The sequence below is a fragment of the Enterobacter sp. 118C5 genome (assembly GCF_034107645.1).
Taxonomy (GTDB): Bacteria; Pseudomonadota; Gammaproteobacteria; order Enterobacterales; family Enterobacteriaceae; genus Enterobacter; species Enterobacter nematophilus.
On record NZ_JAWNEU010000005.1, the window covers coordinates 285,360 to 300,199 of the forward strand.

The window sequence follows — 14,840 nt, forward strand, 5'->3', positions numbered from 1 at the left end:
TGAATACGTCTATTCTAGCGTCTTATTTTAACGAATCAAAAGTGAAGGCGGCTTTTTGTTGATGGGTTATTGAATTAAGTGCCGGTTCTGTTGCTTAATCATTACCAACAGGACGCAGGAGTATAAATAATGAAAACCGCTTACATCGCAAAACAACGCCAGATCAGTTTCGTAAAATCCCATTTTTCCCGCCAGCTGGAAGAGAAGCTTGGCCTTATTGAAGTTCAGGCGCCGATTCTTAGCCGCGTGGGTGACGGGACGCAGGATAACCTGTCTGGATGCGAAAAAGCGGTACAGGTGAAAGTGAAAACACTGCCAGACGCACTGTTCGAAGTGGTTCATTCATTGGCGAAGTGGAAGCGTCAAACCCTGGGACAACACGACTTCAGCGCGGGCGAAGGGCTCTACACGCACATGAAAGCCCTTCGCCCCGATGAAGACCGTCTCTCCCCCATTCACTCTGTCTACGTTGACCAGTGGGACTGGGAGCGCGTAATGGGAGATGGCGAGCGCCACGTCGGCACGCTGAAATCCACCGTTGAGGCGATCTACGCCGGGATCAAAGCGACCGAAGCGGCCGTGAGCAAAGAGTTTGGTCTGGCACCGTTCCTGCCGGATACGATCCACTTTGTCCACAGCCAGGAACTGCTGAGCCGCTTCCCGGATCTTGATGCCAAAGGCCGTGAGCGAGCAATTGCCAAAGAGTTAGGTGCCGTTTTCCTGATCGGCATCGGCGGCAAACTGTCTGATGGCAAACGTCACGACGTTCGTGCGCCGGATTATGATGACTGGAGCACCGCGGGCGAAAGCGAATATGCCGGTCTGAACGGCGATATTCTGGTCTGGAACCCGGTTCTGGAAGATGCGTTTGAACTCTCTTCTATGGGGATCCGCGTGGATGCAGACGCGCTGAAGCGCCAGCTGGCGTTGACCGGTGATGAAGATCGTCTGAAGCTGGAGTGGCATCAGGCGCTGCTGCGCGGTGAAATGCCGCAGACCATCGGCGGCGGTATCGGGCAGTCCCGTCTGACCATGCTGCTGCTGCAGCTGTCCCATATCGGTCAGGTGCAGTGTGGGGTCTGGCCGCAGCAGGTTCGTGAAAGCGTCGATTCTCTTCTTTAATTAACGCCGCCAGCGTCTGAGCAGGCGGCTACGCAACCCGGTATCAAAGCGCCAGATATGATCGAAGATGCGCATGATGCCGGGTTTTCCATGTGCGGACATCGCAACGGCATGGAAACGGTGCTGATGCACCCGCTGCAGCTCCTTCACTTTATTTACCACATCATCCGGCAGCCGCTGGGCAATGAAATCTGAAATCACCACCGCGTCAGCATCGTACCAGTCGCCGCCCTGCATACGCTCTACAATGCTGCGAAAACAGCTGGCCAGATCGGTGCCGCCGCGAAAACGCTGGCTTAAAAAGCGGATGGCCTGCTCAATGCCCTGCTGGTTCGTCAGCTCATAGCCCACGACTTCGCTGGAGAAGAGCATGATAAAGCAGCGACGGCGATCGGCGAGCGCCACGCGCATCAGCGCCAGACAGAACGCCTTTGCACACTGCTCGTTAAAGCCGCCCATTGAGCCGGACGTATCCACGCAAACAATAAACGGCCCGCGCGGCTGTTCATCAAAATCCTGATGAACGACCGGGCGCTGGCTGAGCTTCTCGCGCCAGGCTTCGCCGTGCAGCCGGTAGGTGAGAAGCTGTTTTTCCACCAGCCGACGGTAAAACTCATACTCCAGTTCGGTCATTCCCAGCGTGCTCAGCTCCGTGGGCAGCAGGCGCAGGATGTCGTCGCTTTGCTGGAGTCCGTCGACCTGTTCCGGCACGGTGGCCGGTTCGCGTACCAGGGTGCGGAAGGTTTCCATCGGGGCATCCTTCTTTGGGACCGATTTTGCCTCCCTGGATCGACCCAGCTGTTCCGCAAGCTTCATCAGCTCCGGCTGCTGGGTCAGAAAGTCGCCGTACTTCACGATCAGCTGATAATCACCGCGCCGCAGCTGCCCTGCGCTCATGTCCCAGAGGCGACCGGCGGCGTTTTCATTTTCTACCAGCACCTCTTCGAGCTGACCGCTCAGCGTCATGCGTTCCTGGACTTCGCTGAGCAGATGCTCGCGCTCTTCATCCAGCAACTGCTGGTTCAGCGTTGTGGCCTGGACGACCAGACTCAGGCGCCAGCGCTGTAAAAAGAGCGTGTGCAGCGCCGGGGTAAAGGTGGCATTTTCTGTGACCAGCGTTCTGGCCTGGCTGGCAAACGGAGAGTGGACTTTATCGAGCAGGGTCAGAGTTTGCGGGATCTGGACGATAAACTGCGGCGTCGATAGCCGCTGACACTGCTGATAGGCTGCGACTTCCTCCGTCAGTTCGGGCGGGACTTCCGTCTCCTTAAACCGCTGCCGCAGGTTGTCGCGCCAGCGCGGGAGATCGTCCGTCATCGCCTTTTTGAGCTTTGGGAATTTTTCAAAGAAGGCCGCCAGCTGCGGCGATGCCAGAAGGGTAATCACCACCTCCTCGATCAACCCTTCCTCGCTGACGGCCAGCATCATATTCAGCGTGTCCAGCGTTAGCATTGACGCGCCTGTTTGATCTGCGCGCTGACGTCCTGCAGGCTGGCTTCAATACGGCCTAGCCAGTCGCTATGAATAAAGAGGCATTTTTGCTGCTCGCTGAAGCGGGTATGCTGCTGATGCCATTCGGTATCCAGCGCTTCCAGCTGTTGTTTAATCTCTTCCGGTACGCTGTCCGAGGCGGTGCCGGGTAGCGCAAGACGCGATCCCTGAAGGCTGACGTCGCGGATCACCAGATGCTGACTGCTGTCCACTTCCATATTCAGCGGCTGCGCGAAACCGATGCCGTTGAGCTTGCCGCGGATCTCCCCGCCCTTGTCCAGCCACTGCGCCAGCGGCTCGCGCTCAATCGTAATGTGCACCACCTGCATATCATGCAGCTTGAGCGGCTGCTGGAGCAGCAGCGTCAGCGTCGTGCCGGTCAGATCGGCGGGTAGCTCGTAATGCGGTTTACGGGCGAACATGCCGCCCAGTCGATTCACTTTTAGCGCGGTTTTATCGCTTTGTTGCTGTTGGAGCTGAATGCGCCGTTGGGCAATCGCCCCCAGCTGGTTGAGCATCGCCTGCTGCCCCCAGGCGTGCCCGGTCATCAAAACGTCCAGCTGCTGCTGCATCAGGTTCATGCCTTCCGCGTCGTGCCAGAGGCAGTCTTTTAGCAGGATCAGATCGATAGGGGCGACCGCGTCACGACCGCTGAACAGCGCGCTGGCCTGGAGCAGACGGATCGCTTTTTTCCAGCGACGGTCCGAGACATACGGAGCGGAAGGCAGGGAATCAAGCTGCTGGCGCAGCATGAAGATCAGTTCAAAGACGGCATCAGGCAGTTTAATTTTGCCGATCTCATCCTGCCACTGATGGTACTCCTCGTCCGTCACCTGCAGTGACGGCGCCACCGGGTTTTCGTTCTCATCCTGCTGGCTCACCAGCATGGAGCGGAAGTTGGATTTGTCCTGTACTTTATCCAGCCACAGGCGGATCAGCATACGGTCATACAGCGCTTCCAGGCTGCTGTCGGCTTCGGGCAGTTCGTTTGACGCGGCCACCAGCAGGCGCATGGGGATTTTCTCTTCACTGGCCCCGTTGCGGAACCGACGTTCGTTAATCGCCGTCAGCAGGGTGTTCAGAATGGCCGGGCCGGCTTTCCAGATCTCATCGAGAAAGACGATTTCCGCTTCCGGAAGATAGCCCGCCGTCAAACGCTCATAGCGCCCCTCGTCCTTCAGCGCCTGAATAGAAAGCGGGCCGAAAACTTCTTCAGGGGTGGAGAAGCGCGTCATCAAATATTCAAATGCGCGGGCGTTCTGAAAAGCGAACTTCAGGCGGCGTGCGATCAGACTCTTGGCAATGCCCGGCGGTCCCAGCAGAAACACGCTTTCACCGCTCAATGCCGCCAGCAGGCAAAGGCGAATGGCGTGGCTACGCTCGTAAAGGCCTTTCTCCAGCGCGCTGCTGAGGCGGGAAATTCTTTCTGCTAATAAATGTGAGTGAGCCATAATAGTTTTGCATCCTTTCGCCGTTGTGGCGGCCAATTGAAGCGAGTATAGACGTTTCAGTCTGGGCTGGTAATAGGCTGAAGTGCGGCGCAATTTTCTTTGCGCTACATTAATGCGGTTGCATTTAGGGGTACGATTTTGCAATGAATCGTGCATACTGTGCGCTTTTTGTGGACCAAGGGACAGGAACACATTTGTTATTTAAACGAAAAGACTAGTCTATGAGCACTGATAATAAGCAATCATTACCCGCAATAACGCTTGCGGCGATCGGGGTTGTCTACGGTGATATCGGCACCAGCCCGCTTTATACGCTTCGTGAATGTCTGTCCGGCCAGTTTGGCTTTGGTGTTGAGCGCGATGCCGTGTTTGGCTTCCTGTCCCTCATCTTCTGGCTGCTGATCCTGGTCGTTTCCGTTAAATACCTCTCCTTCGTTATGCGCGCTGATAACGCGGGCGAAGGCGGTATCCTGACCCTGATGTCCCTTGCCGGTCGCAATACCTCCGCCAGAATGACGTCCGTGCTGGTGATTATCGGCCTGATAGGCGGCAGCTTCTTCTATGGGGAAGTGGTGATAACGCCGGCTATCTCAGTGCTCTCGGCGATTGAAGGGCTGGAGATTATTGCCCCGCAGCTTGATACCTGGGTTGTCCCGCTGGCAATCATCGTGTTGACGCTGCTGTTCATGATCCAGAAACACGGTACCGGGCTGGTGGGCAAACTGTTTGCGCCGATTATGCTGGCCTGGTTCCTGATCCTGGCGGCGCTCGGTTTGCGTAGCATCATCGCTAACCCGGAAGTCCTTCAGGCGTTGAATCCCTACTGGGCGGTGCATTTCTTCCTGGAATACAAAGTGGTTTCCTTCGTGGCGCTAGGGGCGGTCGTGCTCTCCATCACCGGCGTTGAGGCGTTATATGCCGATATGGGGCACTTCGGTAAGCTGCCTATCCGCGTGGCATGGTTTATTGTGGTGCTCCCGTCGCTGGTGCTGAACTACTTCGGCCAGGGCGCGCTGCTGCTCACGAACCCGGAAGCGATTAAGAACCCATTCTTCCTGCTGGCGCCTGACTGGGCGCTGGTGCCGATGCTGATCCTCGCAACGCTGGCGACGGTTATTGCGTCTCAGGCGGTGATTTCCGGCGTCTTCTCTCTGACCCGTCAGGCCGTCCGTCTGGGGTATCTCTCGCCAATGCGCATCATCCATACTTCAGAAATGGAGTCGGGCCAGATTTACATCCCGTTCGTTAACTGGTTGCTCTACTTTGCCGTTGTGATCGTGATCGTTAGCTTCGAGCACTCCAGTAATCTGGCGGCGGCCTACGGTATTGCCGTGACCGGTACGATGGTGCTGACGTCGCTTCTCTCCACCACGGTGGCGTACCGCAACTGGCACTGGAATAAATTCCTCGTGGCGATGATTCTGGTGGGCTTCCTGTGCATCGACGTGCCGCTGTTCTCCGCGAACCTCGACAAGATTGTCTCCGGCGGCTGGCTGCCGCTGACGCTGGGCCTGCTGATGTTCATTGTGATGACCACGTGGAAGAGCGAGCGCTTCCGCCTGCTGCGCCGCATGCATGAGCACGGTAATTCTCTGGAGGCGATGATCGCGTCGCTGGAGAAATCCCCGCCGGTGCGCGTGCCGGGTACCGCGGTTTATATGTCTCGTGCCCTGAACGTCATCCCGTTTGCGCTGATGCATAACCTGAAGCACAACAAAGTGCTGCACGAGCGCGTGATCCTGCTGACGCTGCGCACCGAAGATGCACCGTACGTTCACAACGTGCGTCGCGTGCAAATCGAGCAGCTGTCCCCGACCTTCTGGCGCGTGGTGGCGAGCTACGGCTGGCGCGAAACGCCGAACGTGGAAGAGGTGTTCCACCGCTGCGGTCTGGAAGGGTTAAGCTGCCGGATGATGGAGACGTCGTTCTTTATGTCGCACGAGTCGCTGATCATCGGCAAGCGCCCGTGGTACCTGCGACTGCGCGGCAAGCTGTACCTTATCCTGCAGCGTAACGCCCTGCGCGCGCCTGACCAGTTTGAGATCCCGCCTAACCGCGTGATTGAGCTGGGGACGCAGGTAGAGATTTAAGTCTTTGTGCGGCCTGATGCCCTCACCCCGACCCTCTCCCACAGGGAGAGGGCGCAAACATAAAAAACGGTAACCTTGGGGTTACCGTTTTGCATTTACCTCCACTCCATTTCACTTAGCGAAACGTTTCGACGTCGATCACAATTCCGTTACGTCATGGTGGTTTTCTGAACACTCTTGCGTCTACACTCTTGTTAGCGAAACGTTTCGCTAGTGGAGCAAGAAAATGAAGAAAGGCACGGTTCTCAACTCAGAAATCTCATCGGTTATTTCCCGCCTTGGGCATACCGATACGCTGGTGGTTTGCGATGCAGGCTTACCGGTTCCGCGCAGCACAACCCGTATTGATATGGCGTTAACGCAGGGTGTTCCTTCGTTTATGCAGGTACTGGAAGTCGTGACGGCGGAGATGCAGGTTGAAGCGGCCATTCTCGCGGCGGAAATCAAACAACATAATCCGCAACTCCACGAAACGTTGCTCAGCCACATTGAGCAACTGCAACAACACCAGGGAAACACCATAGAAATTCGTTACACAACGCACGAGCATTTCAAACAACAAACCGCAGACAGTCAGGCGGTGATTCGCAGCGGGGAGTGTTCCCCGTATGCGAATATCATTCTCTGTGCTGGCGTCACCTTCTGAGGCCATCATGGACGCATTACTGCAACTCAAAGGGATCGATAAGTCGTTCCCGGGCGTAAAAGCCCTCTCCGGGGCGGCGCTTAACGTCTACCCAGGACGCGTGATGGCGCTGGTGGGCGAAAACGGCGCCGGCAAATCCACCATGATGAAAGTGCTTACCGGTATCTACCAGCGCGATGCCGGTTCGCTCTTATGGCTGGGTAAAGAGACCACCTTTAACGGCCCGAAATCCTCTCAGGAAGCGGGCATCGGCATTATTCACCAGGAGCTGAACCTCATCCCGCAGCTCACCATTGCCGAGAATATCTTCCTTGGCCGCGAGTTCGTGAACCGGTTCGGCAAAATCGACTGGAAAACCATGTACGCGGAAGCGGACAAGCTGCTGGCGAAGCTGAACCTGCGCTTTAAGAGCGACCGCCTGGTGGGCGACCTCTCCATCGGCGATCAGCAGATGGTGGAAATCGCGAAGGTGCTGAGCTTTGAGTCGAAGGTCATCATTATGGATGAACCGACCGATGCCCTGACCGATACCGAAACTGAATCCCTTTTCCGCGTGATCCGCGAACTGAAATCGCAGGGCCGCGGGATTGTCTATATCTCACACCGCATGAAAGAGATCTTTGAGATCTGCGACGACGTTACCGTCTTCCGCGACGGGCAGTTTATTGCCGAGCGCGAAGTGGCGACGCTGACCGAAGATACGCTCATCGAAATGATGGTGGGACGTAAGCTCGAAGATCAATATCCGCGTCTGGACAAAGCGCCGGGTGAGATCCGCCTCAAGGTGGACAACCTCTGCGGTCCGGGCGTAAATGATGTGACCTTTACCCTGCGTCAGGGCGAGATCCTGGGCGTGGCGGGCCTGATGGGCGCGGGCCGTACCGAGCTGATGAAAGTGCTCTACGGCGCACTGCCGCGCACCAGCGGTTACGTCACCCTCGACGGTCATGAAGTGGTGACCCGCTCGCCGCAGGACGGCCTGGCGAACGGCATCGTCTATATCTCTGAAGACCGTAAGCGCGACGGCTTAGTGCTGGGCATGTCGGTTAAAGAGAACATGTCCCTGACCGCGCTGCGCTATTTCAGCCGCAGCGGGGGCAGCCTGAAGCATAAAGACGAGCAGCAGGCGGTCAGCGATTTTATCCGTCTCTTCAACGTTAAAACCCCGTCGATGGAGCAGGCGATTGGACTGTTGTCCGGCGGTAATCAGCAGAAAGTGGCGATTGCCCGCGGGCTGATGACGCGCCCGAAAGTGTTGATCCTCGACGAGCCAACCCGCGGCGTGGACGTGGGCGCGAAGAAAGAGATCTATCAGCTGATTAACCAGTTCAAGGCCGACGGTCTGAGCATCATTCTGGTCTCTTCCGAGATGCCAGAGGTATTAGGCATGAGCGATCGCATTATCGTCATGCATGAAGGGCATCTCGGCGGTGAATTCACTCGCGAGCAGGCCACCCAGGAAGTTCTGATGGCTGCCGCTGTGGGCAAGCTTAATCGCGTGAATCAGGAGTAAGAAGATGACTACCCAGGCTGTTTCTGGTCGCCGCTATTTCACAAAGGCATGGCTGATGGAACAAAAATCGCTGATTGCCCTGCTGGTGCTGATCGCGATTGTGTCGACCATGAGCCCGAATTTCTTCACCGTGAATAACCTGTTCAACATTCTGCAGCAGACGTCGGTGAACGCCATTATGGCGGTTGGCATGACGCTGGTGATTTTGACCTCGGGTATCGATCTGTCCGTCGGTTCCCTGCTGGCGCTCACCGGTGCGATCGCCGCTTCGATTGTTGGTATTGAAGTCAACGCGCTGGTGGCCGTTGCTGCGGCCCTGGCAGCTGGCGCGGCGATTGGCGCCGTAACCGGCGTGATTGTGGCAAAAGGCCGCGTTCAGGCGTTTATCGCTACGCTGGTGATGATGCTGCTGCTGCGCGGTGTGACCATGGTTTACACCAACGGCAGCCCGGTCAATACCGGCTTTACTGATAACGCGGATCTGTTTGGCTGGTTCGGTATCGGCCGCCCGCTGGGCATTCCAACGCCGGTCTGGATCATGGCTATCGTCTTCCTGGCAGCGTGGTACATGCTGCACCATACCCGTCTTGGCCGTTATATCTATGCGCTGGGCGGTAACGAAGCGGCAACGCGCCTGTCCGGTATCAGCGTTAATAAAGTCAAAATTATCGTGTACTCCCTGTGCGGCCTGCTGGCCTCTCTGGCGGGCATCATCGAAGTGGCGCGCCTCTCCTCCGCGCAGCCGACGGCGGGTACGGGTTATGAGCTGGATGCCATCGCGGCAGTGGTTCTGGGCGGTACGAGTCTTGCGGGCGGTAAAGGTCGCATTGTTGGGACATTGATCGGCGCACTGATTCTCGGTTTCCTGAATAATGGTTTGAATTTGTTAGGTGTTTCCTCCTATTACCAGATGATCGTTAAGGCAGTGGTGATTTTGCTGGCGGTACTGGTAGACAACAAAAAACAGTAACTGACGACACTACAGGACATCTTAGATATGAACATGAAAAAACTGGCTACCCTGGTTTCCGCTGTCGCGCTGAGCGCAACCGTAAGTGCTAACGCCATGGCAAAAGACACCATCGCGCTGGTTATCTCCACGCTGAACAACCCGTTCTTCGTCTCCCTGAAGGATGGCGCGCAGAAAGAAGCGGACAAGCTGGGCTACAACCTGGTGGTGCTGGATTCTCAAAACAACCCGGCGAAAGAGCTGGCGAACGTTCAGGACTTAACCGTTCGTGGTACCAAAATTCTGCTGATCAACCCAACCGATTCTGACGCCGTAGGTAACGCTGTGAAGATGGCAAACCAGGCGAAGATTCCGGTGATTACCCTGGACCGTCAGGCGACGAAAGGCGACGTGGTCAGCCACATTGCTTCTGATAACGTGCTGGGCGGTAAAATCGCGGGTGACTACATTGCGAAGAAAGCCGGTGAAGGCGCGAAAGTTATCGAACTGCAGGGGATTGCCGGTACGTCCGCCGCCCGCGAGCGCGGTGAAGGCTTCCAGCAGGCTGTAGCGGCGCATAAGTTCAACGTGCTGGCGAGCCAGCCGGCAGACTTCGACCGTACTAAAGGTCTGAACGTTATGCAAAACCTGCTGACCGCGCATCCTGACGTGCAGGCAGTGTTCGCCCAGAACGACGAAATGGCGCTGGGCGCGCTGCGTGCCCTGCAGACCGCAGGTAAATCTGATGTGATGGTTGTCGGATTTGACGGCACGCCGGATGGTGAAAAAGCGGTAAATGATGGCAAACTGGCTGCGACCATCGCTCAGCTGCCTGAGCAGATTGGCGCGACTGGCGTGCAAACTGCCGATAAAGTGCTGAAGGGCGAAAAAGTTCAGGCCAAATATCCGGTTGACCTGAAGCTGGTCATTAAGCAGTAAAAGGCGATTCAGGCAGTCGCTGGCTGCCTGAGGGACACCAAATAAAAGAAAAGTGTGGCATACGCCACCGGGTAACACCGGTGGCGCTCTCAGATGGACAGCTCAACCATGAAAACCGCAGGCAACCTCGTCGTCCTTGGCAGTATCAATGCCGATCACATTCTTAACCTTGAAACTTTCCCGACACCGGGCGAAACCGTCACTGGCAATCAGTACCAGGTCGCGTTTGGCGGTAAGGGCGCAAATCAGGCCGTCGCCGCCGGACGCAGCGGGGCGAATATCGCCTTTATCGCCTGCACGGGTGATGACGACACCGGTGAGCGCGTACGTAAACAGCTGGCAAGCGACAACATCGACATTGCGCCGGTCAGCGTGGTTGCAGGGGAGTCTACCGGCGTGGCGCTGATTTTCGTCAACGCGGAAGGTGAGAATGTCATCGGTATTCATGCGGGTGCTAATGCTGCGTTAACGACAGAACGCGTCGACGCGCAGCGCGAAATCATCGCTGGCGCGGAAGCCCTGCTGATGCAGCTGGAGTCGCCGGTTGAAAGCGTGCTGGCCGCCGCGAAAATTGCGCATGAAAATCATACCACTGTCGTACTTAACCCGGCCCCAGCCCGTGTATTATCAGACGAGCTGCTGGCGCTGGTGGACATCATTACGCCGAACGAAACTGAAGCCGAAAAGCTGACGGGCATTAGCGTTGAAAATGACGATGATGCCGCGCGTGCGGCGAGAGTGCTGCATGCAAAAGGCATCGGCACCGTTATCATTACTCTTGGCAGCCGTGGGGTGTGGGCAAGCATCAATGGCGAAGGGCGTCGCGTGCCGGGCTTTAAGGTCAAAGCCATTGATACTATCGCGGCTGGAGACACCTTTAACGGTGCGCTGGTGACGGCGCTGCTGGAAGGAAAAGCGATGGATGATGCCATCCGCTTTGCGCATGCCGCCGCCGCGATTGCGGTGACGCGCAAAGGCGCACAGCCTTCCGTTCCGTGGCGCAAAGAGATCGATGAATTCTTAAGTCAGCAGAGGTAACGTTTGGCTACGATGAAAGATGTCGCCCGCATGGCGGGCGTTTCTACTTCGACTGTCTCTCACGTTATTAATAACGACCGCTTCGTCAGCGAGGCGATTCGGGAGAAAGTCGAAGCCGCAGTAAAAGATCTCAACTATGCGCCGTCGGCGCTGGCGCGCAGTCTCAAGCTCAACCAGACGCGCACCATTGGTATGCTGATCACCGCCAGTACCAACCCTTTTTATTCTGAACTTGTTCGTGGCGTAGAGCGCAGCTGCTTTGAGCGTGGCTACAGCCTGGTGCTGTGCAATACCGAAGGCGACGAGCAGCGCATGAACCGCAACCTGGAAACGCTGATGCAAAAACGCGTCGACGGGCTGCTGCTGCTCTGTACCGAAACGCACCAACCCTCGAAAGAGATTATTCAGCGCTATCCCTCTATTCCCACGGTGATGATGGACTGGGCGCCCTTCGACGGTACCAGCGATCTGATTCAGGATAACTCCCTGCTGGGCGGCGATATGGCGACTCAGCATCTGATCGATAAGGGCCATACCCGCATCGCCTGCATTACCGGCCCGCTGGATAAAACCCCGGCGCGCCTGCGTCTGGAAGGATATCTCTCCGCAATGGCGCGGGCGGGGCTTGCCATTCCTGATGGCTACCGAATCACCGGTGATTTCGAGTTTAACGGCGGTTTCGAGGCAATGCAGACGCTGCTGGCGCAAGAGCCTCGCCCGCAGGCGGTGTTTATCGGTAACGATGCGATGGCGTTTGGTGCCTATCAGGCGCTTTATCAGGCGGGACTGCGCGTTCCGGACGATATGGCTATCGTGGGATACGATGATATCGAACTGGCGCGCTACATGACGCCGCCGCTGACGACCATTCATCAGCCAAAGGATGAACTGGGTGAGCTGGCCATTGATGTGTTGATCCACCGAATGGCGCAGCCCACGCTGCAGCAGCAACGTCTGCAGCTTACTCCTGTTCTGATGGAGCGGGGTTCGGTTTAGCCTTTGCCTTGTGGCGCTCTTTGATCAGGTTGCGGCCGTCTTTCGGTTTTAACAGCATAAAGACCAGCGCCGACACCACGGTAAGCGCGCCCATGGTGATAAAGGTATAGTGGAACTGTTCAACGGTATTTGTGCTATCGAACCCTTCATAAAACCGCAGTACGGCCGCACTGACGGCAACGCCAAGACTAATCGATAACTGTTGCGTGACCGCCAGTACGCTGTTGCCGCTACTTGCGTTCTCGTCGGTCAGGTCCGCAAGGGTGATGGTGTTCATCGACGTGAACTGCGTTGACATCGCCATCCCCAGCACAAACAGCGGCAGGATCAGCATCCAGACCGGCAACGCCGCGGATTGCAGCGAGAACTGCGCAATCATCAGACCGATAAAGACCGTCACGCCAACCAGCGTTTTACGATAGCCAAACCAGCGCAGTACCTGCGTGACCGTTGATTTCGCCAGAATGGAACCCATTGCCGTGGGTGCCATCATGCAGCCGGCAATCAGCGCCGGGTAGCCGAACCCCACCTGCAGCATCAATGGCATCAGGAACGGTACGCAGCCCGTGCCCAGACGTGAGGCAATATTGCCCGCGATCCCGACGGAAAAAGTTCGGGTGTTAAAGAGAGATAAAGAGATAAGTGGTGTCGGGTGACGACGCGCATGACGTATATAAAGAAGGAACAGCAGAATACCGCTGAAGATGACGGCGAGTGCCAGCCACGTTTCAACGAGCTTCTCGCCAATGAGCTCCATCCCACTGGAGAACAGCACCAGGCTCAGGCCAAACAGGAAAAAGCCGCCCATATCGAAGCTGTGCCTGGGCGTGGTGAAGTTCGGCATATATTTGCGGGCATAGATCAGCCCTGCCACGCCAATCGGAATATTAATCAGGAAAATCCAGTGCCAGCTTGCCCAGGTAACCAGCACACCCCCGAGGACCGGGCCAAGAATTGGGCCAACCAGCCCCGGCATGGTGACAAAGTTGAGCACGGGGAGCAGTTCGCTGCGCGGGTAGGCACGCAGCAAGGCGAGGCGCGCCACCGGCATCATCATCGCGCCGCCAATTCCCTGCAGTACGCGAAAGATAACCAGCTCCGCTAATGAAGTGGAGAGCGCGCAGGCCAGTGAACCGAGCGTAAAGAGCGTTACGGCCAGCATGAAAACTCTGCGGGTTCCGAAGCGATCGGCCAGCCAGCCGCTTACCGGGATCAACATCGCTACCGTGAGGGTGTAGCTGATGATGGCGGACTGCATTGCCAGCGGGGATCGGTTGAGGCTTTGCGCAATAGCGGGAAGCGCCGTATTGAGGATGGTGGCATCCAGTGCCTGCATAAAGAACGCCATGGCTGCAATCCACGGCAATCCGGCCATGCTGCGCGCTTTTTTCTCTGTCATTTATTTACCTGCTGGTGAGTTGGTGCGGTCAGCAATGCCTGGCATGCAGTCAGGGCTCGCTGCCCGTCGCTCTCCTGAATGGCATCCACTATCGCCTGATGCAAATCCAGCTTTACCACTTCGTCTTGTGTAATAGAGGTAAAGTAGGTGTGGTACACCGAATGGAATAACGAAGCAAAGGAAGTGAGGAACGGATTGGCGCTCATCATATAGATATGTTCATGCCAGGCCATATCGACCTCAACCCAACGTTCCCGGTTGAAGTGTTTTTTCAGGAACACCATCTCTTCCATTAGTGCGTTAAGCTGCGCTTTCTGCTCTGCCGTCCCGAGCGTGGCGGCAAGCAGGCATGCCTGAGGCTCAAGGCTGCTGCGCATTACCAGAAAGTGGTCGACGACCTGATGAAAGTTGTCTTCGGTCATCCACCAGGAGAGCAGCTCCTGATCGAGAAAATTCCAGTTATTCTGTGGCATCACGCGCGTGCCAATACGAGGGCGTGGAAGCACCATACCTTTTGCCGTCAGGGTTTTCACCGCCTCGCGAACCGCGGTACGGCTTACTCCAAACTGCTCACCCAGCTCCATTTCACCCGGCAGGATGCTCCCCGGGGCATATTTACCCGCTAAAATCCGCTGCGCCAGCTTTTCTGCCAGCACATAGGACAGATTTTTTTGGGCGGCCAGCTGTTGTGCGCTTAATGGCATCGCTTTTATTCCTTAATGTTTCATGCTGTTAATTATGCCACCTCGAATGTGATTGTGGTTGCAGATACATCAAATAGAACAATTTGTAGCTTGATATCACCGATGTTGGTGAAAAAAGACACGGATAGAAACTTTTTTTAAATTTCCTCTTGTCACTTAAGAATAACTCCCTATAATGCGCCTCCACTGACACGGAACAACGGCACACACGCCGCCGGGTCAGCAGAGAAAAGCAAAATAAACGCTTGACTCTGAAGCGGGAAAGCGTAATATGCACACCCCGCGCCGCAGCGAAAACGAAGCGGCACTGCTCTTTAACAATTTATCAGACAATCTGTGTGGGCACTCAAAGTGACATGGATTCTTAATGTCTTCGGACAATAAATGAATGCCAAGTCTCTGAGTGAACATACGTAATTCATTACGAAGTTTAATTCACGAGCATCAAACTTAAATTGAAGAGTTTGATCATGGCTCAGATTGAACGCTGGCGGCAGGCCTA

Annotated in this window: 12 protein-coding genes; 8 read left to right on the forward strand and 4 right to left on the reverse strand. The window is 56.2% G+C overall.

The genetic code is table 11. The annotated features are described in order from the left end of the window. Nucleotides 1-129 precede the first annotated feature (129 nt). Entirely contained in the window at nt 130-1,122 is a 993-nt protein-coding gene (gene asnA, locus UTO39_RS12480) for an aspartate--ammonia ligase (protein WP_320727282.1), read from the forward strand. On the opposite strand, the gene viaA is transcribed toward asnA, so the two are convergent. Next, entirely contained in the window at nt 1,123-2,574 is a 1,452-nt protein-coding gene (viaA, locus tag UTO39_RS12485) for an ATPase RavA stimulator ViaA (protein ID WP_320727283.1), read from the reverse strand. Then, nucleotides 2,568-4,064 carry an ATPase RavA gene (ravA, locus tag UTO39_RS12490; RefSeq protein WP_045631286.1) on the reverse strand — a complete coding sequence of 499 codons (1,497 nt, stop codon included), beginning with the start codon at nt 4,062-4,064 and terminating at the stop codon, nt 2,568-2,570. Before ravA ends, viaA begins: the two co-directional genes overlap by 7 nt. A gap of 221 nt (nt 4,065-4,285) precedes the next feature. Between ravA and kup the strand changes: the two genes are divergently transcribed. The 7 genes from kup (at nt 4,286) to rbsR (ending at nt 12,235) form a co-directional block, all read left to right on the forward strand. Continuing rightward, complete coding sequence (gene kup, locus UTO39_RS12495; protein WP_061096733.1) at nt 4,286-6,154, forward strand: low affinity potassium transporter Kup; 1,869 nt, start codon at nt 4,286-4,288, stop codon at nt 6,152-6,154. 226 nt (nt 6,155-6,380) lie between these two features. Beyond that, a complete protein-coding gene (gene rbsD / locus UTO39_RS12500; RefSeq protein WP_320727284.1) occupies nt 6,381-6,800 on the forward strand; it encodes a D-ribose pyranase in 420 nt (139 codons plus the stop codon). Between the two features lie 7 nt (nt 6,801-6,807). Continuing rightward, nucleotides 6,808-8,313 (forward strand): ribose ABC transporter ATP-binding protein RbsA, encoded by a 1,506-nt coding sequence (rbsA, locus tag UTO39_RS12505; RefSeq protein ID WP_266179527.1) that lies wholly within the window; start codon nt 6,808-6,810, stop codon nt 8,311-8,313. A 4-nt stretch (nt 8,314-8,317) separates the two neighbouring features. Continuing rightward, nucleotides 8,318-9,283 carry a ribose ABC transporter permease gene (rbsC, locus tag UTO39_RS12510; RefSeq protein ID WP_047360514.1) on the forward strand — a complete coding sequence of 322 codons (966 nt, stop codon included), beginning with the start codon at nt 8,318-8,320 and terminating at the stop codon, nt 9,281-9,283. 27 nt (nt 9,284-9,310) lie between these two features. Next, nucleotides 9,311-10,201 carry a ribose ABC transporter substrate-binding protein RbsB gene (rbsB, locus tag UTO39_RS12515; RefSeq protein WP_013099394.1) on the forward strand — a complete coding sequence of 297 codons (891 nt, stop codon included), beginning with the start codon at nt 9,311-9,313 and terminating at the stop codon, nt 10,199-10,201. Between the two features lie 108 nt (nt 10,202-10,309). Next, on the forward strand, nt 10,310-11,239 hold the full coding sequence (gene rbsK / locus UTO39_RS12520) for a ribokinase (protein ID WP_320727291.1): 930 nt from the start codon (nt 10,310-10,312) through the stop codon (nt 11,237-11,239). A 3-nt stretch (nt 11,240-11,242) separates the two neighbouring features. Continuing rightward, nucleotides 11,243-12,235 carry a ribose operon transcriptional repressor RbsR gene (gene rbsR, locus UTO39_RS12525; protein ID WP_253540100.1) on the forward strand — a complete coding sequence of 331 codons (993 nt, stop codon included), beginning with the start codon at nt 11,243-11,245 and terminating at the stop codon, nt 12,233-12,235. Here rbsR and mdtD read toward each other — a convergent pair. Together mdtD and UTO39_RS12535 are read right to left on the reverse strand one after the other, a co-directional pair. Further along, on the reverse strand, nt 12,201-13,634 hold the full coding sequence (gene mdtD / locus UTO39_RS12530) for a multidrug transporter subunit MdtD (RefSeq protein ID WP_320727285.1): 1,434 nt from the start codon (nt 13,632-13,634) through the stop codon (nt 12,201-12,203). The two genes, rbsR and mdtD, sit on opposite strands and share 35 nt — an antisense overlap. Then, nucleotides 13,631-14,338 (reverse strand): FadR/GntR family transcriptional regulator, encoded by a 708-nt coding sequence (locus UTO39_RS12535; RefSeq protein ID WP_061096738.1) that lies wholly within the window; start codon nt 14,336-14,338, stop codon nt 13,631-13,633. The genes mdtD and UTO39_RS12535 overlap by 4 nt, the downstream gene beginning before the upstream one ends. Nucleotides 14,339-14,840: the final 502 nt, after the last annotated feature.

What these genes read in the sequence shown, in the direction of transcription:
- rbsC (WP_047360514.1), top strand. Translation starts at nt 8,318, where the DNA reads ATGACTACCCAGGCTGTTTCTGGTCGCCGCTATTTCACAAAGGCATGG.
- rbsD (WP_320727284.1), top strand. Translation starts at nt 6,381, where the DNA reads ATGAAGAAAGGCACGGTTCTCAACTCAGAAATCTCATCGGTTATTTCC.
- kup (WP_061096733.1), top strand. Translation starts at nt 4,286, where the DNA reads ATGAGCACTGATAATAAGCAATCATTACCCGCAATAACGCTTGCGGCG.
- rbsK (WP_320727291.1), top strand. Translation starts at nt 10,310, where the DNA reads ATGAAAACCGCAGGCAACCTCGTCGTCCTTGGCAGTATCAATGCCGAT.
- rbsB (WP_013099394.1), top strand. Translation starts at nt 9,311, where the DNA reads ATGAACATGAAAAAACTGGCTACCCTGGTTTCCGCTGTCGCGCTGAGC.
- viaA (WP_320727283.1), bottom strand. Translation starts at nt 2,574, where the DNA reads ATGCTAACGCTGGACACGCTGAATATGATGCTGGCCGTCAGCGAGGAA.
- mdtD (WP_320727285.1), bottom strand. Translation starts at nt 13,634, where the DNA reads ATGACAGAGAAAAAAGCGCGCAGCATGGCCGGATTGCCGTGGATTGCA.
- UTO39_RS12535 (WP_061096738.1), bottom strand. Translation starts at nt 14,338, where the DNA reads ATGCCATTAAGCGCACAACAGCTGGCCGCCCAAAAAAATCTGTCCTAT.
- ravA (WP_045631286.1), bottom strand. Translation starts at nt 4,064, where the DNA reads ATGGCTCACTCACATTTATTAGCAGAAAGAATTTCCCGCCTCAGCAGC.
- asnA (WP_320727282.1), top strand. Translation starts at nt 130, where the DNA reads ATGAAAACCGCTTACATCGCAAAACAACGCCAGATCAGTTTCGTAAAA.
- rbsA (WP_266179527.1), top strand. Translation starts at nt 6,808, where the DNA reads ATGGACGCATTACTGCAACTCAAAGGGATCGATAAGTCGTTCCCGGGC.